This is a genomic window from Sporosarcina sp. ANT_H38 (assembly GCF_008369195.1).
In the GTDB taxonomy this organism is placed as follows: Bacteria; Bacillota; Bacilli; order Bacillales_A; family Planococcaceae; genus Sporosarcina.
This window is the reverse complement of sequence record NZ_VOBC01000001.1, coordinates 112,314-135,264: the sequence shown is the minus strand read 5'-3', so window position 1 is coordinate 135,264 and position 22,951 is coordinate 112,314. Positions and strand designations below refer to the sequence as shown.

The following is a 22,951-nucleotide window of genomic DNA, read 5'->3' as shown; positions in this document are numbered from 1 at the left end:
TGATACCACTTTTTATGTCTCAGTGACTCCCGAACACTTCTGATAATCACCGCTGACACTAATTCACGCTATATTTGTTATACTGCTCTATGTAGAAAATTTCATAGAGGGAGTGTTAAGTATGCAAAATATAAAAGGTAAAAATGCCATAATCACTGGAGCAGGTCGAGGTATCGGCCGCGCGACAGCCATCGCTTTTGCTCAAGAAGGCATAAATGTAGGACTTATCGGAAAAACGGCTGCTAATCTTGAGAAGGTTGCAGAAGAACTTCGTGAATACGGAGTTGACGTAACTATGGCAACTGCAGATGTATCAGATAATGAGTCGGTCATTGCTGCAGTCGAACATATCAAATCAGAGCTTGGTCCAATTGATATCCTCATTAATAATGCAGGCATTGGTAAATTCGGCAAGTTCCTTGAACTTTCACCGGAAGAATTCAAAAATATAATCGATGTTAACCTGATGGGTGTGTATTATGTCACAAGAGCTGTTCTACCAGAAATGATCGAAAGAGAATCAGGCGACATTATTAATATCTCCTCTACTGCCGGTCAAAAAGGGGCACCTGTTACAAGCGCATACAGCGCATCTAAATTCGGTGTTCTCGGGCTTACAGAATCACTTATGCTTGAAGTAAGAAAGCATAATATCCGCGTCAGCGCATTAACACCGAGCACGGTTGCTACAGACTTAGCTTTCAGTGAAAACTTGACGGACGGCAATCCTGATAAAGTAATGCAACCGGAAGATCTTGCTGAAGTTATGGTCGCACAGTTGAAATTACACCCGCGTATTCTTGTTAAATCTGCTGGTTTATGGTCTACGAATCCTTAATAGAACTTCAACTGAAATTTCTTTAAAGCAAAAGGACCTTTTCTAGGTCCTTTTGTTTTAATATATGTGATTACAACAGTAGGTACAGCCATTTTTCATTATAAATCACTCATTCTTTGGATTAAACAAGGAATTAAGTTTATCGAATTTATGTAAAACCTGAATTACCTTCCACCCTTTCTTTGCCACGACGTTACTATCTCACTATTGTTTACTTCCACATTTATATTATTTCTTTTTCCGCATTTTTTATCATCAATATCTTGTTGTTCGTCAATTATTATTTAAGCTTGATTCCCATTATCCATATGGCTACTCCCTGATCTTGATGAAATTAAGACTGGTGAGAAGGGTTTGATAACCTCCATTTTCAGCTCGCTCTCGGCGAACTATTCATGACAGGTTTAAGGGGGAATCGCAATTCATTACTCGATGGGCATGTGTGGCTAGAAGTGACTCCGTCACTTCTAGCCACACTCTTTTCAGTAATACTGTTGCGAATAGTTGCCTGTCGTGTTCCTACAATCTTCAAGTAAAAATTGCAGTTACTTGGAAAGAAAAGAATAGATGACTTTCTATAGAAATTGTAAGTGCCCGAAGATACAATTTCGGGCACTCTTGTACTTTGTACAATGTGTTCCTTGCTTACTTTTAGCAAAGATTATGCATCTAATCATGTGATTCCCTGTAGAAAGTGACACTTCTTTAAATAAATTCGAAAAAACCATAAAGAAAGCATCAGCCGCCAAAATTGCATCTTTGGCGGCTTTTCTCCAGGTAAGAAGCCAGCGATTCTTTCGTCCCAAAAAGATTCAGCACTCTGTGTACTTATGTATTTGGAGCGCGACGGATGAAGGACAACCTTACGATTACCGAAAAAAATGTGTAGGGATGCGACAAAGTCGCATCCCTACACATCCAGACATCACGGAAATCGTAATAGAAGTCATTCAATCTAAAGCGATCCAAAAGCGCAACTATACTAGTAGCGGCCAGGAGTATTCAAGTTATTTACTGGTTACTTTTATTTAATCAGCAGACGTGTTCAAGTAAATTATTTCATACAAATCTCCACAAGTATAATTCTTCTGTTTCTTTATATATTTCTGCACCTGATTTTTCTAATACCCTGTGTGATGGAATATTATCTTTCTCTGTATCAGCAACTACGGACATAACACAGGACTGATTTAACAACCACTTTTTTATAGTAGTAACCGCTTCCGTCATATAACCATTTCCCTGGTATTCAGGAAGTGTATAGTAACCAATTACTACTTCGCCATTTTCATTCGGAAGACCTTTCACCATTATTCCTCCAGCATTACAATTTTCATCTCTCGGTACGATTAACCAATTGGTATACCACGAATAGTTTTCTTCATCGTCTAACAATTTTGATAGTCTTATTTCCATTGCTTGTTTAAGTTCTGAACTAAGAAATTTACCTGATTCAACTAATGATAATCTTATTTCCATTTCCTTTGGATCATCAATTAGTAATTTTAAATTTTCTGCACTCAAAGGAATTAGTCTTAATCTTTCTGTTTTCAATTCACTCATCATTACACCCCTATCATAATTTGGACGCCATATTAAGTAGACAAAATTAAAAATAGGTATATGTTATTGGCGGATACTCCCATTATATTTATTCCGAAATAATGGAGTAAAATCCCTTTATAATCCATTATGATAGGTAAACTAAGTTTAGCATTCTTAAAATTCACTGTAAATTATTTAAAATAACTTAAATCGACAGTCATGATACGTGCAAGGGTATTGGAGAGCTATTGATAATTAGAGCGAGTTACTTTTCTTCTTTAATTCAGCCAACTCTTCTTCTATCCTGGATGTATCAATCCGATCAAATAATGGTTTTATTTGAGTAAAATCATAAGATGATTTCTTGATAGCTTGCCATTCCAAAGATGGTAAACTCAACATTTTTCTAACCTCTTCACTCGAATATGGAAGAAATGGCGAAAGTAACTGTGCGCTATTCGCAATGATATGAACGCATGTAAGTAATGTATCATTGCAAGATTCTTTATCCTCTTTGAATTTTTTCCAAGGTTGTTCGTGATCAAAATACCTATTTGCAGAACGAATTGAATCAAAAATCTCATCAAGCGCTCGCTTGAAATGACCATCCTCAATTAGCTTTCCAACACTTACGTATAAATTATCAATGTTTTCCTCTATCTCTTTATTAATGCTTCCGCTTGTAATTTGCCCCCCATATGATTTCTCTAAAAACTTCAATGTCCGATTAATGAAGTTACCATAGGCACCAAGAAGTTCAGCGTTATGACTTGAAATAAATTCCCTCCATGAAAAATCTGTGTCTCGATTTTCTGGAGCATTTGTCGTCAAGAAATAACGGATTGAGTCAGGGTGGTAATGATCTACTATATATGGAACCCATACAGCCCAGTTATTGCTTGTTGATATTTTCTTTTTTTCTAATGTCAAATATTCATTAGAAATAATATGTGTTGGCAATGCAGGATTATTTATACCTACTAATATAGCTGGCCAAATAATTGAATGAAAAGGGATGTTATCTTTTCCGTGGACATAATAAGAGACCGTGTCTTTATCCCAAAACTTACTTACCTCATTTTCAGTTTGACATGCCCATTCTGTACTTGCCGAGTAATATCCAGAAACAGCTTCAATCCATACGTAAATTTTCTTTTTTTCGAATCCAATGACGGGAATACTTACACCATTTGCAATATCTCTAGAAACAGCACGATCACGTAACCCCTCTTTTAAATAGCGTTCTGAAAATTGTATCGCATTTTCCCTCCATGTCTTGTTCACTTTCGCATTTTCTACATAAGCTTCGAGGTTCTTTTGAAATTGACTTAATTCAAAATAAAAATGCTCCGATCTCCTTCTGACTGGCGTATTCCCACATAACTTACAAACAGGGTTAATCAAGTCCAATGAATCTAAAATCATTGAACAATTATCACATTGATCTCCTCGGGATTTCACCCCGCAGTTTGGACATTCCCCTTCTACATAACGATCAGGTAGAAACTTTTTATCAGACTCACAATACATTTGTTCAATTTCTTTCTTATAAAGATAACCGTTTTCAAGTAACGTCAAAAAGATACTTTGAACAGTAGTATGATGATGCAAACTATCTGTTCTTGTAAATAAATCATATGTGAATCCTAATTTAGTAAAACAGTCGGTAAACTCGTTATGATATCGATCTGCCACTTCTCTTACAGATAATCCTTCTTGTTCAGCCCGAATTGAAATAGGCGTCCCGTTACAATCACTTCCCGATACATACAAAACCCTTTCACCCTTTAGTCGATAATAGCGAGCCAAAATATCACCAGGTAACAATGCTGCAATATGTCCTAGATGCAATGAACCATTTGCATAGGGCCAAGCTCCTCCAATAAAAATACTCAAAATAAACATCTCCTTTTTTAAAATGCAAAAAACCTCGCCCTCATCGAAAAAATCGATAAGGACGAGGTTTAAATCTCGTGGTACCACCTTGTATGCACAAACAACTCACGTTGCTTGTCTCCAAAAGTACAAAGAGCGATTGCCTTTATACTTTGACATTTGTAACAAGTGTCAAATCTTGTCGTATCCTACTAGTGAAGTCACGTTCAGTACGAAGCTCAGAGATCATGTTCAAACGATTAGTCCGCTTCATTTCCACCGACAGAAGCTCTCTATAAGACATCATCATTTTACTTTTCCTCTTCATTGCTTTTCATTTATTTCTACAAATTCTAGTTTACTATTCAAAAAAAAGCAAGGATTATCTTCACTGGACAGAATCCTTCTCGATGACTTGCATGCTTTTTGTGAAATTCTTCTCCAAAAACACAAGTGAAACTTTTTTTACTTGTGTACTTCGTAATGAAGTTCAACGAATTGATTGAAACGCTTAATGCCTTTCAAAGAAAGCTCCAAATTAAAATCACCCTCTTTAAACAAAGGAATACCGTTTCCTATTAATGTTGGAGCAACTGTAAGTATAAGTTCATCAACTAAATTCCCTTTTATAAAAGAGTGCAACAATTCTCCTCCACCAACAATCCAAATGTTTTTCCCTTCTTGGTTTTTAAGTTTATTAGTGAATTCAACGACCTCATCGCTAACAAATTTTACATCATTTCCATCCTCGTTAGTAGACCTTGAGAAGACGTAACATTCTTTATTTTTATATGGAAAATCCCCTGTCATATTCTCTGATATCCAATCATAAGTTCTTCTGCCCAATAAGATTGTATCCACAGTTTCATAAAACTCTGAATAACCATTATCTCCTTCTCCTTCGACTTTAAAAAGCCAATCTAAAGTATCACTTTTTGTAGCAATATAACCATCTAGACTTACAGCAGTGAATAATACTAATTTTCGTTGACTACTCATTATATCCTCCTCATCCACACCAAAAAGAATGTGTGTTCTTATTACTATTATAAACTATTTACAACTATTTTACCCCGATATTTGCACATGTAGATGGCTATTAAAATTTCATCTATCAGCATCCCTAAGAATATATGGAACCCTGTTTTTTCGTTTTACCAATCCTTCAAATCCACTTATCAGATGTATGTATTTTTCCGCCACTTCGGCGGGCATCCAAGTAATTTCTTCGATTTCTTCTGGATATGAAATATTAATTTCTCCACCAATTATTTTCCCATGAAAAGTAAATAATATTGTGTGATGCCCTCTTTCTTTAAAAAATGCTTCACTCACAGTAAAAATACCGTCTATTTGTACTTCTAATCCTGTTTCTTCTTTAACTTCACGAATAGCAGCCTCTTCAAGCGTTTCCCCTTTCTCCACCGCTCCTCCAGGGAGTGTATAGTAAGATGAGCCTACTCCTATATTTTTGACCATCAATACATCCCTATCATGCTTATCAAATAAGAGTACATATGCAACGTCTACTCTTTTCATATAGTCAAATCCCCCTTTTAAAACCATTACCTACGATTGTTATACGTCTGTTTATAAACTAACTTTTCCAGCTAATAAATTGATCAAACACTAGTCGCTACTTACAGGGATGCGACTTCGCAAGGCGGTTGTTCATCATTCGCTCTTCAAAGCCACAGGTAGACGAAGTGCTTAAGCTTTTTGGAACGAAAGAAAAGATGGCTTTCTATTACGGAAAGACCTAATAGAAAAGGAGCTATTCTTTCATTCTCCAAAGTGACCTGAGATCATTACTATCTATTGAATACTTGCACCATTATTCAACAGCTATTAGTTCCCCATGACTTCTGCTACCATTTTTACTACATGGCTACTTCCACCATTATCTTCTATGCTTTCGATCATCATCGCCAGAATATAAGAGGTTTCATCCGTTTGATAGCCGACAAAGAATCCATTTTCCTTGCCGCCTTTTTCCTGTGATGACTTTAATTCTGTAGTCCCTGTCTTTCCAGAAAGTTTAACAGAAGGGATATTTGCATCTTTGGCAGAGCCATTGACAACGACTTCACGTAGATTTGCACGAAGGATTGCAGCGTTCTCAGGTGAAGTTAGTCCTTCTTTCCATATTTCACTTTTTGGTTCATCTTCGAATAAAACCGGCTTGAACATCTTTCCATCATTAATGATTGGAGCATAACTCGAAGCTAAGTGAGCAATGTTCATTAACATTTGACCTTGTCCATAGGAGGTATCCACAAGTTGTGCTTCTGTTCCAATCGTTCCATCATTCGATATTTGCGAAGTTCGCACAGGATAACTAAAGGGGATATCTTCTCCAAAACCGAATTTTTTCAAGCCTTCTATTAGGGTATCTTTCCCCATTCCAATTGCTTCCATTGCAAAATAGATATTATCTGAGTAAGCAATTGCTTTTTTTAAGTCGATTGGATTCGGTGGTGTATAAACTCTTGTGACACCAAAATTACCCCATGACTCATCTTTCTTCCATCTCTTTCCTTCAATTGTATAGCCTTTGCTAGGATCAATTGTTCCTGCCTCTAATCCAATAGACGCTGTAATTGGTTTTATTGCCGAACCTGGCGCATATGTAGCTGCAAATCGGTTTAATAGTGGCTGTAAAGGATCTTCAGTTAATTCTTCGTAACGAATTGCACTGACACCAATCATTAATTCATTTGGATCGAAAGCAGGCGAACTTGTCAAAACTAGTGTTTCTCCAGTTTTGGGGTCAACTGCCGCCGCTGTTCCAGCCTCACCATTCATAGCATTAAATGTCTTCTGTTGAAGTTTCGCATCAATTGTCAATGTGATTGAATCTCCATCTGTCGCAGTTTTCTCAGCTATCGTGATTCTCTCCGCTCCTTGTGCCGTTTTCTCAATATATATTCGGGACCCGTCCTGACCACGAAGCTGTTTTTCAAGCAGTTGTTCCAGCCCACGTTTACCGATAAAATCGGTTTCCACATAGCCCTGATCTTTGACTTTCTCTAATTCGTCGGCATTAATGCGACTGATATAGCCAGTAAGATGTGAAAGTGGCTCTCCATATGGATATTCCCGCATTTCTACTTGTGTATAAGTAACCCCTGGTACTTCTATCATTTTTTCAATAATAATCTCTTGGCTAGATGCCACTTTTTTAATGGGCACAAATTGATCCGCCTTGACCCAACTTTGATTGAGTTGTTTGTTAATAAATTCAGGTGTTGTGCTAAGTACTGTTGCGAGCTTTTCTGCATCTCTTTCTTCATTGAATTTTTCTGGCACGATTCCTGCTTCGTACCCTTTTCCATTTATAGCTAAAGGAAGTCCGTTGCGATCAAATATTTCACCGCGCTTTGAGGTAATAGTAGAAATGCCCACTTTGTCTGACAACGTTAAGTCTGGCAGAATGAAAGAAGGATCCCATTCGACAAACCAATTTTCATCTTCACCTGATTTACCATATGTCATCATCACTTTTTTCTCGAATTCCACTGGACCTGCAAGTGTTTCCATTGTTATGTGAACAGGAAACTCAGGTTGTTCTTCAGATTTATATTCCTTATCTCCATCTGGCTTAGTAAATACGACTTTTACATCAGTGATAGACAAATCTTTATAAAGTTTCGTCGTTCGGTCAATGTATTCAGTTGAACCAAATGCCTCTTTTGATGCTTCACTTACATATTCTCCATACATTTTTTTAAACTCAGCGTTATTCCAAAGCTCGACATAAGTCGTAAGTCTATCTTCAGGTGTCTCCTTCTTTGAACATGCTGCGAGTGCAATAATAACAATTAGAAAGATACCGATACTTCTCCATTTTCTCATATGAATGACCTCTTTCATTTGTATTTATACAAAAAAACATTTGTTAATTTAAGTACTTGTCCTTGGATTCAAGACGTTACTTGACTTACTAATAACTGCAGACTATGTTATGACCGGCATGAAGCTTGTTATGATCGCCACGGGTATATTTATGACCGGCACGGAGCTTGTTATGATCGCCATTGGGGCATTTATGACCGGCACGAAGCTTGTTATGACCGCCACAAGTTACTCACACAAAAACCCTACTCTTTTTCAGAGGGTATCCTTCACCTCAAAAAGAACTCACTACTAACTATACGTTATATTATGCAGAAAGTTTCATTAATTCAACATGAATAATCTAAAGCATATTCTCAAGATAGAGCGTCCTCTTTTATTCAATTCCACTAACTAACAAAAAACACCGCCAAAAGGCAGTGCTAATTCTTGTACTACTATGATGTTAATTTAAGTGCGAGTCCATATCTCTATACTAACTCCTACGACTCACTTAATAGTAAGGAGAAATCAGTATGTAAACCAACACACCAGTAAAGCTGACATATAACCATATTGGCATTGTCCATCGAGCAATTTTTTTATGACGCTCATTCTCCATATTCCATGCGCGCGCCACACTCGTTAGTGCAAGCGGGACAATAGCGGCTGCAAGTACAATATGTGTAATTAGAATAAAGTAATAGAATCCTGCCATAAATCCTTCTCCACCGTAAGGCGTGGATGGCGCCAGATAATGGTAAGAGACGTACGTAATTAGGAAGAGAAATGTTGTGACAAACGCGGCGTATATAAAGCGGCGATGCACGGTTATATTCCGTTTAAGAATGGCGATAAGAGCGCACACCAGGAATAAAAATGTAAAACTGTTCAATATTGCATTCGTCATAGGCAGTATTGTTATATCGAATGCATCAAAATCCTTAACCCCTCGCATTCCAGATAGTACGCCAATCGCCCCAATCAAGATGATCGAGAGTGCAATGATCCATGGTTTATAATTTCGTTTTTTAAACGTTTTTGCAGATTCTTCATTCTTTGGCATAAAAGTCATTCACTCCATTACTAGTAAAATAAAACGCTTTTCTATAATTGTATAACAAGAAGTAAATCAGTGCCTTATCAAAGAGTACTTTTTTGTGAACGAATACTAGTCCCCCACTCACTTTCAACCATAGCCTACGTAAGATGCTGCTTCACTTTTCCTTTCAATCGCTTCGTTTTGAAATTATTGATCCTTCTTTCGACCATAAGCGTACAGCTCCTTTTTATTTAACTCGTTCAATATAAACCATTTCAACACGTTTCTCATTCGTTCATAGCTTAATAATTATACCGTAATAAACTTTCCACAAGGGTTATAGTTGAATAGTTTGAATTCTGCTATGCTAGTAGCAGGTCAAAACGTCGGAGCTGAACCCTAATGAATTTACTATTAATTATTTTACCGGTATTTATCATCTTTTCTATTGGCTATATAGGACAAAAATTTATAGGCTTTGATATTAAGTCTATTTCAACAGCAGCCCTTTATTTAATGTCTCCCTTTTTAGCATTCCGGACATTTTACACTAATGAATTGACGATGGACTATTTCTATATTGTCTTGTTTAGTTTACTTCTTACAATTGGCCTGCTAATTGTTGTGTGGATTACAGCACTTATTATGAAGGCAACGCGGCCACAGCTATCGGCAATGATTCTTGGTGGCGTATTTATGAATAGCGGAAACTACGGCGCACCGGTAGTCCTGTTTGCATTTGGAGCAGTCGGGTTTGACTATGCCGTCATTATGATGGTATTTCAATCGTTACTAATGAATACTGTCGGGATCTTCTTTGCATCAATTGGTGGAGAAGAAAAATCTACATTACGCCAGTCCGCACAACGAGTGATCCGCATGCCACTCATATACGCCGCCTTTTTAGGGATCGGACTCCAGTTAGTTTCATTACCTATTCCTTCAACAGTCATGGAAGCCATCAGTCTCGTTGCCGATGCATCTATTCCGACAGTAATGCTTGTACTCGGTATGCAGCTAGCGGCCATTTCGCGAAAAAGAGTCGCTTACCGTTATGTTTCTGCAGTCAGTATCATCAGAATGATCGCCTCTCCGTTGATTGCAGTCGGAATTTTGTATTTCATGCCGGTTAATGACCTTCTAAAGGCAGTTATTATTGTACAAGCATCCATGCCGGCAGCGGCAAATACAACAATGCTTGCATTACAATTTGGGACGGAACCTGATCTTGTATCATTTACAACATTTTTCACGACACTAATAAGCATTATCACCATTCCCGTCATACTGTTCTTCCTAGGAGTTTAACTACCTGCACCCGTATAACTTCCCCTTCTGAAGGTTAGATTAACAATAGTCTATTTTTGTTAATGAAGCGGGAAAGGATGATCGACTTGAAAAGGACACAGTTAATGCTATTAATTACAGTATTTTTTTCCATAGTACTTATTGTCGGTTGCAGTAATAAAAATATAGTTACCAAATCCGAGACAGAAACTGATACCTCAAAAGAACCTCTTGGGGACACATATGGCTTCACTTCTTTCGATTTATCAATCGATACAAAAGAAATGAAACAGGCTCTTATCGCTACTTACGATGAAAAAAGTGATAAGACCGAGGCTGTCTATGAAAATAAAATCGAGGATTCCTATTTGCATGGCAACAAAGCGATGGATAAGCTCAATACAATTTTCAATGAGCTCTCACTCGAACCTGATACGGAAGATGAGGATATGATTAAGAAAGTATCAGAGGCATTCGAGATTATTGATTATAAAAACTTGCAATTGAAAGTAAAATTTAAAGGCCACGACAAAAAAGAATTAATGATGTCAAAGTAATATCAAAAGAAGAAAAAATCCACAATCAGTTACTCGATTGCGGAGTTTTTCTTCTTTTTTGATTTTCCACATGGCTTCCTCGCTAAGTTTTAAAAAATGTAATGAGCCCATTAACAAGAAAACATTTCCAAGATGTCTTTTCAGCATTAACAGGCGCTACACTCTTGTCGGTTGTCAGCATTACAAGCTGACACGGTTACTGCGCTAGCATTAGAGATACAAATACTTTTTATTTCATCTCGAACCTTTTCTCTACTTATTCGTCTTTTAATCAGTAGCAATATATAATTCATAGCTCTTAATCGTTTATAATCGAGATCTACTATAAAACTAATCTTCAATAAGTGGGGGTTCTAAGTTCCCCACTTATTTTTCTCATTTCTTCGAATACTTGAAGTGGGGATCTTACTGTCCGTTAGCACGGGAGACAAATCAAACTATAAATTGCGCAGGAATAACTATTCGAGTATAATATAAGATTACCGATTATATACTAAACCAATAATTATTACCGAAGCAACTTAAAATTCAATAAAATCGACACTTTTTATACTTTATTTTAATTCGGTCTTAATTTAACAGTTTTCAACACAGTAATCATGTTATCATTATATTTTCGGGTAGTTAAAATAATGGCTGTTAATTAATCCAAAACCGTATATATACTATTAGGAGGTGTTTTATGTTTTCACCTGATTATGCTGAACAATCCAAAATTAAAGCACAGTTGGCTAATGCAATTACATTGATGAATTTAAGTTTCGGCGTTATTGCTATTATTCTTATTTTAAAAGGCCTAGGTCATATGAGTTTACTATTTATCTTCCTTGCTGCATTATTCGATCGTTTCGATGGTATGGTGGCAAGACATTACAATGCAGAGTCCCTCTTCGGGAAAGAGCTTGATTCGTTGTGCGATCTTGTTTCATTCGGTCTAGCGCCTGCGTTATTAATTTACGAAACAACACTCTACAAGACGCCTTGGCTCGGGATCATCGTCACGATCTTTTATGTGTTGGCTGGCGCAGTTCGTCTTGCCCGCTACAATTCATCTGAATTTGATGGTGCATTTTATGGTGTTCCGATTACAGCGGCAGGTATTGTGATGACCTTAAGCTTTTTCCTTGTTCCATATATCGGACCATTATTTTTCGTTGTATTAATGTTGATTATGTCAGTATTAATGATTAGCAACATTCGTATTACGAAAGTATAAATGACTAGTTCGGAGGATAAATCAAATGAAAAAAGCACTCTTTAAATCTTTTGTTGAGTTAACAGGGAATCCAGTTTCTTCTGCTCTTTTAAAATCATTTACTAGTTCTCGATTAAGCTTGCCGTTCGTTAAGCCGTTCAGTAATGCTTATCGCATTAATAATGAAGAAATGGAATACCCAATCTCTCACTATAAAAGTCTGCAAGCACTCTTCACCCGCAGTCTGCATGAAGGTGCACGCCATGTGGATTCTTCCCCAAACACCCTCACTTCACCGGTCGATGGAGTCGTAAGCGGAACAGGGAAAATAGCTGTCGACCAAACCTTTCTGATTAAAGGCCATCAGTATCGGATAAACGAAATAATGGGAACCTCAGATAAAGCTGCCGCTTATAAGGATGGGACATATTATATCCTTTACCTTTCACCTAGCCATTATCATCACTTCCACTATCCTGTAACGGGAGAATTGGTTTCACGCTATGCTCTAGGCGGTGTGTCTTATCCAGTAAATAGTTTAGGATTACGCCTTGGACAGAGCCCCTTCTCCACGAACCACCGTCTCATTTCAGAAGTAATGACGGATTTTGGAAAAGTAGCAATTGTAAAAGTCGGTGCGCTAAATGTGAATAGCATTCAGCTCCTTAACTCTTCGAAAGAATGTATTAAAGGAAATGACTTTGGATATTTCAGTTTCGGTTCTACCGTTATTTTGTTTTTAGAAAATAATCCTGATTTTACACCGACTGTTGAGTTAAACAGTGAAGTACATGTCGGACAACCAATTGGTAAATGGAATCAGCAGTAAATAAAAAAGCAATTCTTAATCAGCAGTATTCGCTGACTAAGGATTGCTTTTTTACTGGTCAATTATTTATTCGCTTTATGCACTTTCAATAATTTCCCTTTAACTGTTGTTGTTTTCATTTCATTCAAAACCAGCTTACCTTTGCCGTTCAGGATATCTATATACGTCACAGTGTCCTGAATTTTAATGATACCGATGTCTTCTGCAGATACGCCCGGAATATTTGTTATTGTACCGACAAAGTCAACAGCGCGGAGCTTTTTCTTTTTACCGCCGTTAAAATAGAGCTTCATAATATCTTTGTTTACTAATTCATTTTTGTTCTTTTTCAATTCAGGAAGGCTTTCTATTTTTTCGGTGAATGCCCCCATTGCTACTACAACTGCCTGTTTCGATGGCGCATTGCGTTGTTGAATTTCAAATCCGATGTAAGCTTCAATCTCATCAAGGAAGTGATTTTCATTAGGTGTGACGAATGAAATCGCCTTCCCTCTCTTACCTGCTCGTCCCGTTCTACCTACTCTATGCACGTAGCTTTCTGTTTCCACAGGAAGGTCGTAGTTAATAACATGCGTAATGCTGTCAATATCAATACCACGTGCAGCAACATCTGTTGCAACCAGGTAGCGGAACTCACCACGCTTGAATTCATCCATAACAGAGAATCGGTCTTCTTGCATCATGCCGCCGTGTAATTTATCGCATGTATAGTGTAGTTTTTCAAGCTGTTCAGTCACACTGTCCACCTGATCTTTCGTCCGACAGAAGATAATACAACTATCCGGATTTTCAACAACCGTCACATCGCGTAGCAGGTCAAATTTCTGTGGGTCTCTGACGATAATTAGTGAATGGTCAATTTGATCCGTCAATGTAACAGTTGAAGCGATTTCAATATTTTTTGGGTTGTTCATATATTTACTGCTTAGTTTTCCAATCTTTTCAGGAAGTGTTGCTGAGAAAAGCATCGTCGTTCTATTTTTCGGCAATTTATTAATAATCGATTCAACTTGGTCAATAAAGCCCATATTTAGCATTTCATCAGCTTCATCAAGTATCAGATATTCAATTTGATCAAGTACAAGCGAACCGCGTTCAATATGATCGAATACACGCCCCGGTGTTCCGACAACAACATGACATTTTTGCTTCAGTTCTTCTTTTTGATACGCATATGGAGATTTCCCGTAAACAGCAGCAGCTTTAATACGCTTAAAACGCCCAATGTTTGTAATATCTTCTTTTACCTGATCTGCAAGTTCACGCGTCGGCGTTAAGATTAGCGCTTGTGGTTTATTCTCATCCCAGTTCACCATTTCACATATGGGAATTCCAAAAGCAGCTGTCTTCCCGCTACCCGTCTGTGATTTGACAACTAAATCGTTTTTAGTAAGTGCCGCAGGAATTACTTTCTCCTGCACTTCTGTAGGTGAAGAATACCCAAGCCCGTCTAGCGCCCGTGTAATCTCCTTGCTTAAGTTGTAATTTTGAAATGTCATTGTAATCAGCCTCTCATTCTAAGTGTATTATCTCACAAACAGGGTCCATTCGTCAGTTAAGGAAGTCTTCTGACACTAAATTTAAAGGTGATATACAAAAAAGAAAGAAATCAGCCATTTTCATACATGGCTGATTTCTCTCTAACGGGGCCTTACACCCATTCTTAACAGGTAAGAACGTATACGTTTTTTGACTTAGCATAGTGTCTAGCTCCAGGAGCCTTCCGCTTTTCTTATTTTTCAATCGCGATAATATTTTCTTCTTTCAATGCAACAATACCTAACTTATTAATAACGATTGATTCACCCTCAAATAGATTAGTAAAAATGATTGGGGTAATGATTGAAGTCGCATGCTCCTTAATATAATCAACATCGAATTTCAACAAAGGTTGTCCTTTAGTAACACGATCACCTTGTGCAACTAAAGCTTCGAAACCTTTACCTTCTAATTTAACTGTATTAATCCCAACATGGATTAAAATTTCTCTTCCTGAATCAGCTTGAATCCCTAATGCATGTTTTGTCGGGAAGAAACTAACGATTATCCCGTCAACTGGTGAAACGACAGTACCTTCTGAAGGTACAATTGCAAAACCGTCGCCCATCATTTTTTCGGCAAACACTGGATCGGGAACTTCTGAAAGCGGCTTAATTTCCCCTTGTATCGGTGAAATAAACTCATCATTAACTTGATGAGTAGTAACTGTACTTTCGGCTTGAACAGGCTGTTCGACCACCTCAGAACGAGGGCGTTTTCCACTGATTACGTCTTGAATTTGTCCTTTTATAATTTCAGAACGTGGGCCAAAAATAGCTTGGATATTATCACCAACTTCAAGTACGCCTGCCGCACCTAAATTTTTCAATTCTTTCTTATTAACAGCTTGAACATCGACAACAGATACACGAAGCCTTGTAATACAAGCATCTAAATGGCTAATGTTTTTTTGACCACCCATTGCTTCTAGAATATTATAAGCAAGATCAGTGTTCCCCTTCGAACTCGTTTTCACTTCTTCTGTGTCATCATCTGCTTCTCGTCCTGGCGTCATTAAATTAAATTTACTAATCATAAAGCGGAACAAGAAGTAATAAATCACTGCAAAAATAAGGCCGAGTACTATGGCAATCCACCATGACTCTTTGCCCGGTAAAATACCGAAGAGGAAGAAGTCAATGGCTCCACCCGAGAAGGTGTACCCGATATGAACCTCCAAAAATGTCATCAGTACAAATGATAAACCATCTAAAACAGCATGGAGTAAGAACAGTATTGGTGACAGAAATAAAAATGAAAATTCAAGTGGCTCAGTTATCCCCGTTAGGAATGAGGTTAAAGCACCTGATGCTAATAGACCTGCAACTAACTTTTTCTTTTCTGGTCGCGCTGCATGATACATCGCAAGCGCCGCCGCTGGTAAACCAAACATCATAATCGGGAATTCTCCGCCCATGAAGTTACCAGCTGTAAGCTGTACACCATCTTTTAATTGTGCAAAGAAGATGGTCATATCACCGCGAACCACTGCTCCAGCGGCCGTCGTATACGAACCAAATTCATACCAGAATGGTGCGTGGAAAATATGATGCAATCCAAACGGGATTAGCAAGCGTTTGATAAATCCAAAGAAGAATACAGCGATATATGTACCTTCATCTAGTAACCAAAGCGATGCACTGTTCATTCCAGCTTGAACTGTCGGCCAAATAATGATCAATAGTAATCCAGCTATGAAAGCTGCACCAGCAGTAGCAATTGGTACGAACCTTTTCCCTGCGAAGAACCCAAGGAAGGAAGGCATTTCAATGTCATGAAACTTGTTGTAACAAAACGCTGCAATCAAACCTACAATAATACCCCCGAAAACCCCCGTTTGTAACGTTGGAATTCCGAAGACAAGTGCATAGGCTGGATTATCAGCAAGCATGTCCGTTGTAATCCCCAGCCATGAACTCATCACTTGATTCAATACTAGGTAACCAACAAGTGCCGCAAGAGCTGCAGCACCATCTTTTGCTAACCCAATCGCGACACCAATTGCAAAGATCAGCGGTAAATTACCAAAAATAATTCCACCCGCATCCTCCATTACTTTTGCTGTCAATTGGATCCAATCTGCAGACAAAAACGGCAGATAATTTAGCATTGTTTCTTGCTGAGCAGCATTACCAAACCCCAGCAATAAACCGGCTGCTGGGAGTAGGGCCACTGGTAGCATTAGAGCTTGGCCAACTTTTTGCAAAACACCAAAAGTTTTTTTAAACATTTTAAAACCTCCTAAATAGTTAATCAGTCATCGGGGTTTTTCAACTATATATCGACATAATAAAATCCTTTGAACCCGCTACGGCGTTAAAAAATGCCTTTGCTCAGTTTATATAGGAATTCATTTGTTCAATATATATACATACAAAAAAGACATGAGAAAAAAGGAAATTGAAATAAGCCCAAGAGTTGCCCCCAAAACTATCATCAATCATCTTTTTACTCATGCCTGATCGTATCAGTAACACGTACGAAGATAATGTTTTTATAAATTATGTCAGACGTAAATAGTATTACCCAATGACTTACATAATAACCCTATCATAGTTATTAAAAACTTGCAAATGAATTTATTTGGACCAAAACGGACTATGATTTTCATTCAATTTTTGCTTGAATCCTTTGAAGATGAAGTGTTAAGTAAACCGCTTCTGCTTCATAGATTTCTTTTTGTAACGTCTGTTGCATTACTTTAATCAGCTTCCAAGCTAAATTGTAACAAAAAGGATACTCCATTTTTAACAGTCCTGTAATTTTTTTCGGTTCTGCAATCTTTTCTCCACGTACCACTCGCTCAATTGTAAAACGTAGATGGCGGATCAACCGCATATAATCAATACTATTCTTATCAATGTCTATGTCAAGTTGTTCTTCAATAATTTTGACAAGTTGGACGATTAAGTCTGAATATATCGTTAAATCACGTATGTTTTTATTTACAATGGCACTGTGAATATGTAAGGCAATGAAACCAATCTCCCCCTCAGGGAGCTCAACAGTCAGCTGTTTATTAACCATTGCTGTCACTTCAGCAGCAATTTTAAATTCATCAGGATAAAGTGCCTTTGTTTCAAGCAAAAAAGGATTCCGAATTGCCATTCCCTGCCTCATACGGGTAACCGCAAAAAACAAATGGTCTGTTAGTGCAACGTGAATATGTTCATTTAGCGGCATGCCAGCTCGCTCTCGAATAATTTCGACTGCAGAAATTAGTACTTTTAACGTCTTTTCATCAAGAGTGGAAATAAGTTGTTTGTACTGCTCCTGCTCTTTAGGATCATTCAATACAAACAATTTCTCGACTTTTTCTCGAATAATCGACTCCCCAGCTTTGTTATCAAAGCCGATACCTCGACCAATTAAAACGACCTCATTTTCATTAACATCAGTAGCAATGAGCACATTATTATTCAAAGCCTTCTTAATTAGATACGTTTTCATCTATCTATCTCCATTATATTTTCTTGACTCTATTCTAACACTAATCCCAATTGATTAGGCGCTTGTTACGCTTTCCATGAATATACTTTTAACCGTCACGAGACTTGTTATTATCGCCTTATGTTATTCATACAAATGTTACCATTCAAGGTTTAAACATACCCAACCAGCCTTTATATTTGAACAATGCCAACATAGATGAGCCTATTACTAGCATAACTATTAATACGATGATGTACCCGTATCGCCAAGTAAGTTCCGGCATGAAATCAAAATTCATCCCATACACACCTGCTATGAATGTAAGGGGAATGAAAATGGAAGACACAATGGTCAGTATCATCATAATACGGTTCATCTGATTCGAGTTAATGGATAATTGGCTATCTCGAATATCAGCTGTCAGTTCCCTATTAGATTCAAGAATATCTCCGAGTCGCAACAAATTATCATAGATATCACTAAAATAGGCTTGTTCATTCGCGGATAATTTTATCCGTTCCGAATTAATTATTCGATGTAAAAGTTCATGCATCGGCAAGATTGTTCGTCTTAACCTTAACAAATTGCTGCGGACTTCGAAGACAGAATCCATGGATAAATGAACGGTTGATGGTGAAAGCGTGTCTTCTATTTCATCCAGATGATCTTCTATTTTATGAAGTACCGGGAAATATTCATCGACTACTTTATCGATGATCTGATGCGCAACGAAAACATGGCCTTGCTTCCACATGCCCGGGTTCTCAATAATCCTTTCTCTCGCATTTTCTAAACCTGAGATCTTTGTATAGTGAAAAGTGATGACATAATTCTTTCCAAGGTACAGATTTATCTCTTCAGCTCTTATACTTTCATGGTTTATAGCATGCAATACAAAAAAAGCATATTCGTCATAGAAATCCAATTTCGGTCTTTGAAGTCTGTTTAAACAATCCTCGATAGTAAGCGGATGAAAATGAAAAAATGAATGCAATAAGGAAGCCTCTTCTTCATCAGGATTCTCCAAATCCAACCAGTACCACTTGAATTGACGCGTATGTAAGTCTTCTAGTGAAAAATCGAACAACAACTCATTCTCTTCTGTTAGTCCCATTATCCGGATCAAGCGAACACCTTCTTTCTAACTCCACAATACCCTATCAATAGCTGGATAGTATTAGTATACAAAAATAAAATCATTCACTACTACTATATCCGTTTAATAGATAATCTTTTTGACTTGTATGAATCACCAAAAGTTATGCCAAACTCTTATTAGAACTTTACTATACTCAACTAAGGAGGCATACATATTCAGGTTGTAAACACATTATTTTTCACTCGTAAAAAACTACTTGTCGCCGGTATTCTTCTTTTGCTATTAGCCGCTATTGATTCCTTTTTCACTGACTTTGGTATACAAAAAAAATATATCACCGAAGCGAACCCATTAATGCGTTTTATCTACGATACAAGCATTTGGGGATTTTACTCAATTAAAATTGGTTTGCCGCTCGTTTTACTCTATTTACTAACAAAGATAGAGCCGAAAGGGTATTTAAAATTATTAGTAGGAGCCGCCATTCTGCTTTACAGTTTCGTTCTATTTCAGCATATTTATTGGATTTCATTTGTTCTTTAAGATATAGAGCTCCAAAAACAGACACCACTCATTCGGCAATCGATGAAGTGGTGTTTAGTTCGATTTCTCCTTATTTTAGTTGTTGCCGGTATTCGGTATACTCCTGATTCAGGGCTGTGATTTCCGCAGTTGCAACAGGCGTAAGTGAGCACCAACCATGTTGAAACTGCAGTTCAAACATTTTACGTTGTTGATGAGATGTTTCTTTCATCATATCAAAAAGTAACGAGTAGAACTTCCCGTTGCTCGCTTCATGCATGGCAATTAAGTAGGAATTGCACATGTTTTTTTCGGTCGCTATTGCTGTATTTAACAAATCAGCATCATTGACTGCGGACTTTTTAGAAAGCGGTGACTTTGGGTTACTAATTTTTCCGAAAGTGGTCATTGCACATTACCCTCATTTCCATTCAAGACATTAAGCAAATTATCATAATGCGTCAAATGCATTTTTGCAGCCTCTTCAAATTGAAGCTTCAAGTCGGGCAGTCGGCAATTTTGGGCGGCTTGTCGATACTGTTTTACCGCTAGCAAATTCGAATTCAGCATATTTTGCAGATAGACAATGTCTAAAGTGGACACCATCCTTGGGGGCTCAAAATATAGTAACGTCTGCTGTTGCGGTGGTGGTTGTGGCACTGGATGTTGCTCTTTCTGCTGTGGCTGTAACTCTTGTTGTGGTTGCTGCTGCTGTGGCTCTTGTTGTTGCTGTTGCTGCGGTTGCAGCTGTGGCGCTTGTTGTTGCTGTGGCGCTTGTTGCTGTTGCTGTTGCTGCGGTTGCAGCGGTTGCAGCTGTGGCGCTTGTTGCTGTTGTGGTTGCTGTTGCTGTTGTGGTGGCTCTTGTTGTTGTTGTTGCGGTTGTTGCGGTTGTTGCGGTTGTTGTGGCGGTTGTGGTGGTTGTGGCTCTTGTTGCTGTTGCTGTTGCTGTTGCTGTTGCTGTAGCTCTTGTTGTTGCTGTGGCTCTTGTTGTTGCTGTGGCTCTTGTTGTTGCTGTGACTCTTGTTGTTGCTGTGACTCTTGTTGTTGCTGTGGCTCTTGTTGTTGTTGTTGTTGTTGTTGTGGCTCTTGTTGTTGTTGCTGTTGCTGCGGCTCTTGTTGTTGTTGTTCTTCTTGCTGTTGGATCTGTATTTGGAGTTCGAGTTGTTGAAGTTGAATTTGCAACTTTTTTAGTTGTTGAAGCTGTTGTTGTGATTGTGTAGACTCCACACTTCTTAGCTCCTTTCAAACAATTTACTCTTAGTATGAATCTTGCGTCATAAAATATACGGTCCGAATTAAAAATACTAGGATATGATTCAATTCTGAATCGAGTCATGCTTTGGTACCATTAAAATAGATTATCGTTAGACAGGAACATGCTCCGGATAATGTCTCATACAATATGAGTAATGGGAATGGAGGCGACTCGTAAAGAGATGTTTATGAAAAATAAACAGCATTACAAAAAGGATGTTGCGCTTGTCATGGGTGCTGAATTTCAAAAGCAACAACACAGAGATGCAATGATAAAGGAAGATAATACAGCTTATAACACATATGATATCGAAAGGTTCTTTCGTCCGTCTTGCCGTTCAGTGCTAAATAATCGATTATTTGACTATCATTTTTTCAATCCTTATATTGATAAAAAATATAATGAAATAATTCTTCCTACATCATTAATGATTTCCCCTGAAGATACAATCCTCAATTACTTCAGCATATTACGTGAAGCCGAAAATCTCACAGACAATCTAGTTGCGGGCTGCGGAACAGTAGGAGAAGCAAGAATCCCCTTTCCCATTGCGTTTAACTTTTTAACGACTGATTACCAACAAAAACATCCATATCCAAAGTATCTTTCTTCTTTTAAAGGAATCGCTCACACAAATTTGATTAAATTTAAACAAATCCCTACCAAAAACCCCTCAGAACACGGCAGATACTTCGTGGAGCTCGAAACAATTAACGGGTCCCCTACAGGTGTTTCCCGTTTCGAATATTATTACGGCTATATTTCTACCACCAAGGAAAACAACGTATACAAAATAGATACTATTTCATTGACAGGAGAAGATTTCCTTTGTGCTGCCTATCACGGGTGGGCCCATACCGGAGAAGATATCGTTGACGTAGAATATGGACATTGGTGCAATCTGATTAAGAAAAAAATGCCCACGAAAAAAGACGGGTACGTTAAAACAATTGAAATAATCGGAACGGATGGAAATGACTATCGTTTCGTCTTTTTTCAGTTGACGAATGACACAGACATTTTAATTTCTCAATATATAAAGAAGAATGGGGCATGGGAACTGACGGAAATTGATCCCAGAAAATGTGTAAAAAACATTGAGTAATACAATTCTCAATGGCACGTATTATGATAAGAAGGAGCAGAATAATGAATCCGCTATTTTCGATTTGGACACAGCCAAGTGCCACAATTCGATACATCGTCGATCATAAATCATTAAAATATCCATTCATTATTATCTCTATTTCCGCGCTTATAAATAGCATAATGGCCTTTGCAGACTTAGGCTTATTTAACGGTTTCTCATTATTGACAACACTCGGTCTCGTTCTTCTTTCCGGCTTACTTTCAGGTCTGGCCGGCTGGGGAATTATTATAGTTGCGTATACGTGGATTGGTAAATTATTAGGCGGAACAGGAACAATGCGAAAAATGGGTCTTGCAACCGGAGCCAGTGCAATCCCTATGATTTGGACAGCACCTATAGGATTCATCGCAATTTCCCTCTATGGGCAGCAACTCTTCACCACACCAACTGGTCCATTAGGGACGAATATGTCTGTAGGTTTCTTCTTCTTTCAAACATGGTTAATGTTGGCTATTTCCATTTTCGGACTTATTATCGAATGTAAGGCAATCGGAATTGTCCACAACTTCTCTGCTTGGCGTGGATTTGGCACATTGATGTTATTTACAGGGTTCATTATCATTATTTCAATCATTATCTTTGGAGCCTTATTTTCCATACTTCTTGCATTTTGAGTTGAATTAAAAATTAAATACCCTCAGCCTGCACTCAATTTATACACCCCTCATATAGAATTCTTTCCTATTTGGAAGCATTAAAAAGCCATTTTTTCTTAGGAATGGCTTTTTATATACATAATTCAACACTTAGCTCATTCAACTTTTCAAACTAATAAAGTCGCTATATAAAATTACACGTCTGTTAATTAACCATTTTCTTGGATAAGATACTGATAAGCAAGGCGCAAAAGTCTTCATTTGGACGAGTACGTTTCCTGCCCGCTTTCTGCTAAAATAATCACGACAGTTTTACCGTGGGACAAGTATGGGAGAAACTGCAATTCATTCCCCCT

At 37.8% G+C, this 22,951-nt stretch carries 20 protein-coding genes and 1 other annotated feature; of the genes, 9 read left to right on the top strand and 11 right to left on the bottom strand.

The features are described from left to right. The first annotated feature begins 121 nt into the window (after positions 1-121). Positions 122-838: a 3-ketoacyl-ACP reductase gene (locus FQ087_RS00760; protein ID WP_149578670.1), complete on the top strand. Its 717-nt coding sequence runs from the start codon at positions 122-124 to the stop codon at positions 836-838. Positions 839-1,897: 1,059 nt separating this feature from the next. Here FQ087_RS00760 and FQ087_RS00755 read toward each other — a convergent pair. The 6 genes from FQ087_RS00755 to FQ087_RS00730 form a co-directional block, all read right to left on the bottom strand. Next, entirely contained in the window at positions 1,898-2,401 is a 504-nt protein-coding gene (locus tag FQ087_RS00755; protein WP_149578669.1) for a GNAT family N-acetyltransferase, read from the bottom strand. 237 nt (positions 2,402-2,638) lie between these two features. Beyond that, positions 2,639-4,279 (bottom strand): methionine--tRNA ligase, encoded by a 1,641-nt coding sequence (gene metG / locus FQ087_RS00750; protein WP_149578668.1) that lies wholly within the window; start codon positions 4,277-4,279, stop codon positions 2,639-2,641. Positions 4,280-4,333: 54 nt separating this feature from the next. Continuing rightward, positions 4,334-4,595: a binding site (T-box leader), on the bottom strand. A 128-nt stretch (positions 4,596-4,723) separates the two neighbouring features. After that, positions 4,724-5,257, bottom strand: a complete 534-nt coding sequence (locus tag FQ087_RS00745; protein ID WP_149578667.1) for a dihydrofolate reductase family protein — start codon at positions 5,255-5,257, stop codon at positions 4,724-4,726. A gap of 108 nt (positions 5,258-5,365) precedes the next feature. Next, on the bottom strand, positions 5,366-5,797 hold the full coding sequence (locus FQ087_RS00740) for an NUDIX hydrolase (protein WP_149578666.1): 432 nt from the start codon (positions 5,795-5,797) through the stop codon (positions 5,366-5,368). 309 nt (positions 5,798-6,106) lie between these two features. Next, positions 6,107-8,113 (bottom strand): penicillin-binding transpeptidase domain-containing protein, encoded by a 2,007-nt coding sequence (locus FQ087_RS00735; protein ID WP_149578665.1) that lies wholly within the window; start codon positions 8,111-8,113, stop codon positions 6,107-6,109. Between the two features lie 493 nt (positions 8,114-8,606). Next, the gene (locus tag FQ087_RS00730; RefSeq protein WP_149578664.1) at positions 8,607-9,158 is read right to left on the bottom strand and encodes a DUF420 domain-containing protein; all 552 of its coding nucleotides are present in this window, start codon (positions 9,156-9,158) and stop codon (positions 8,607-8,609) included. A 378-nt stretch (positions 9,159-9,536) separates the two neighbouring features. Here FQ087_RS00730 and FQ087_RS00725 point away from each other — a divergent pair, with 378 nt between their 5' ends. From FQ087_RS00725 to asd, 4 genes are all read left to right on the top strand, one after another. Further along, positions 9,537-10,442, top strand: a complete 906-nt coding sequence (locus FQ087_RS00725; protein WP_149578663.1) for an AEC family transporter — start codon at positions 9,537-9,539, stop codon at positions 10,440-10,442. A gap of 86 nt (positions 10,443-10,528) precedes the next feature. After that, positions 10,529-10,978, top strand: coding sequence for a YusW family protein (locus FQ087_RS00720; protein ID WP_188006596.1), 450 nt, complete (start codon positions 10,529-10,531; stop codon positions 10,976-10,978). Positions 10,979-11,660: 682 nt separating this feature from the next. Beyond that, a complete protein-coding gene (gene pssA, locus FQ087_RS00715) occupies positions 11,661-12,194 on the top strand; it encodes a CDP-diacylglycerol--serine O-phosphatidyltransferase (RefSeq protein WP_149578661.1) in 534 nt (177 codons plus the stop codon). Positions 12,195-12,219: 25 nt separating this feature from the next. Then, the gene (gene asd / locus FQ087_RS00710) at positions 12,220-13,002 is read left to right on the top strand and encodes an archaetidylserine decarboxylase (protein ID WP_149578660.1); all 783 of its coding nucleotides are present in this window, start codon (positions 12,220-12,222) and stop codon (positions 13,000-13,002) included. Positions 13,003-13,064: 62 nt separating this feature from the next. Here asd and FQ087_RS00705 read toward each other — a convergent pair whose 3' ends face one another. The 4 genes from FQ087_RS00705 to corA all read right to left on the bottom strand — a co-directional run bounded on the left by FQ087_RS00705 (position 13,065) and on the right by corA (position 19,099). After that, on the bottom strand, positions 13,065-14,501 hold the full coding sequence (locus FQ087_RS00705) for a DEAD/DEAH box helicase (protein WP_370456021.1): 1,437 nt from the start codon (positions 14,499-14,501) through the stop codon (positions 13,065-13,067). 233 nt (positions 14,502-14,734) lie between these two features. After that, complete coding sequence (gene ptsG / locus FQ087_RS00700; protein WP_149578658.1) at positions 14,735-16,771, bottom strand: glucose-specific PTS transporter subunit IIBC; 2,037 nt, start codon at positions 16,769-16,771, stop codon at positions 14,735-14,737. Between the two features lie 377 nt (positions 16,772-17,148). Further along, positions 17,149-17,991, bottom strand: a complete 843-nt coding sequence (glcT, locus tag FQ087_RS00695; protein WP_149578657.1) for a glucose PTS transporter transcription antiterminator GlcT — start codon at positions 17,989-17,991, stop codon at positions 17,149-17,151. A 145-nt stretch (positions 17,992-18,136) separates the two neighbouring features. Then, positions 18,137-19,099, bottom strand: coding sequence for a magnesium/cobalt transporter CorA (gene corA / locus FQ087_RS00690; RefSeq protein WP_149578656.1), 963 nt, complete (start codon positions 19,097-19,099; stop codon positions 18,137-18,139). 249 nt (positions 19,100-19,348) lie between these two features. Here corA and FQ087_RS23275 point away from each other — a divergent pair, with 249 nt between their 5' ends. Beyond that, positions 19,349-19,615, top strand: a complete 267-nt coding sequence (locus FQ087_RS23275) for a DUF5658 family protein (RefSeq protein ID WP_223145585.1) — start codon at positions 19,349-19,351, stop codon at positions 19,613-19,615. 70 nt (positions 19,616-19,685) lie between these two features. On the opposite strand, the gene FQ087_RS00685 is transcribed toward FQ087_RS23275, so the two are convergent. Next, a complete protein-coding gene (locus FQ087_RS00685; protein ID WP_149578655.1) occupies positions 19,686-20,003 on the bottom strand; it encodes a spore coat protein in 318 nt (105 codons plus the stop codon). A 199-nt stretch (positions 20,004-20,202) separates the two neighbouring features. On the opposite strand from FQ087_RS00685, the gene FQ087_RS00680 reads away from it, so the two are divergent. From FQ087_RS00680 to FQ087_RS00670, 3 genes are all read left to right on the top strand, one after another. Further along, positions 20,203-20,814 carry a hypothetical protein gene (locus tag FQ087_RS00680; protein ID WP_149578654.1) on the top strand — a complete coding sequence of 204 codons (612 nt, stop codon included), beginning with the start codon at positions 20,203-20,205 and terminating at the stop codon, positions 20,812-20,814. Between the two features lie 222 nt (positions 20,815-21,036). Continuing rightward, the gene (locus tag FQ087_RS00675) at positions 21,037-21,954 is read left to right on the top strand and encodes a hypothetical protein (RefSeq protein ID WP_255452104.1); all 918 of its coding nucleotides are present in this window, start codon (positions 21,037-21,039) and stop codon (positions 21,952-21,954) included. 44 nt (positions 21,955-21,998) lie between these two features. Then, positions 21,999-22,613 (top strand): YIP1 family protein, encoded by a 615-nt coding sequence (locus FQ087_RS00670; protein WP_188006595.1) that lies wholly within the window; start codon positions 21,999-22,001, stop codon positions 22,611-22,613. Positions 22,614-22,951: the final 338 nt, after the last annotated feature.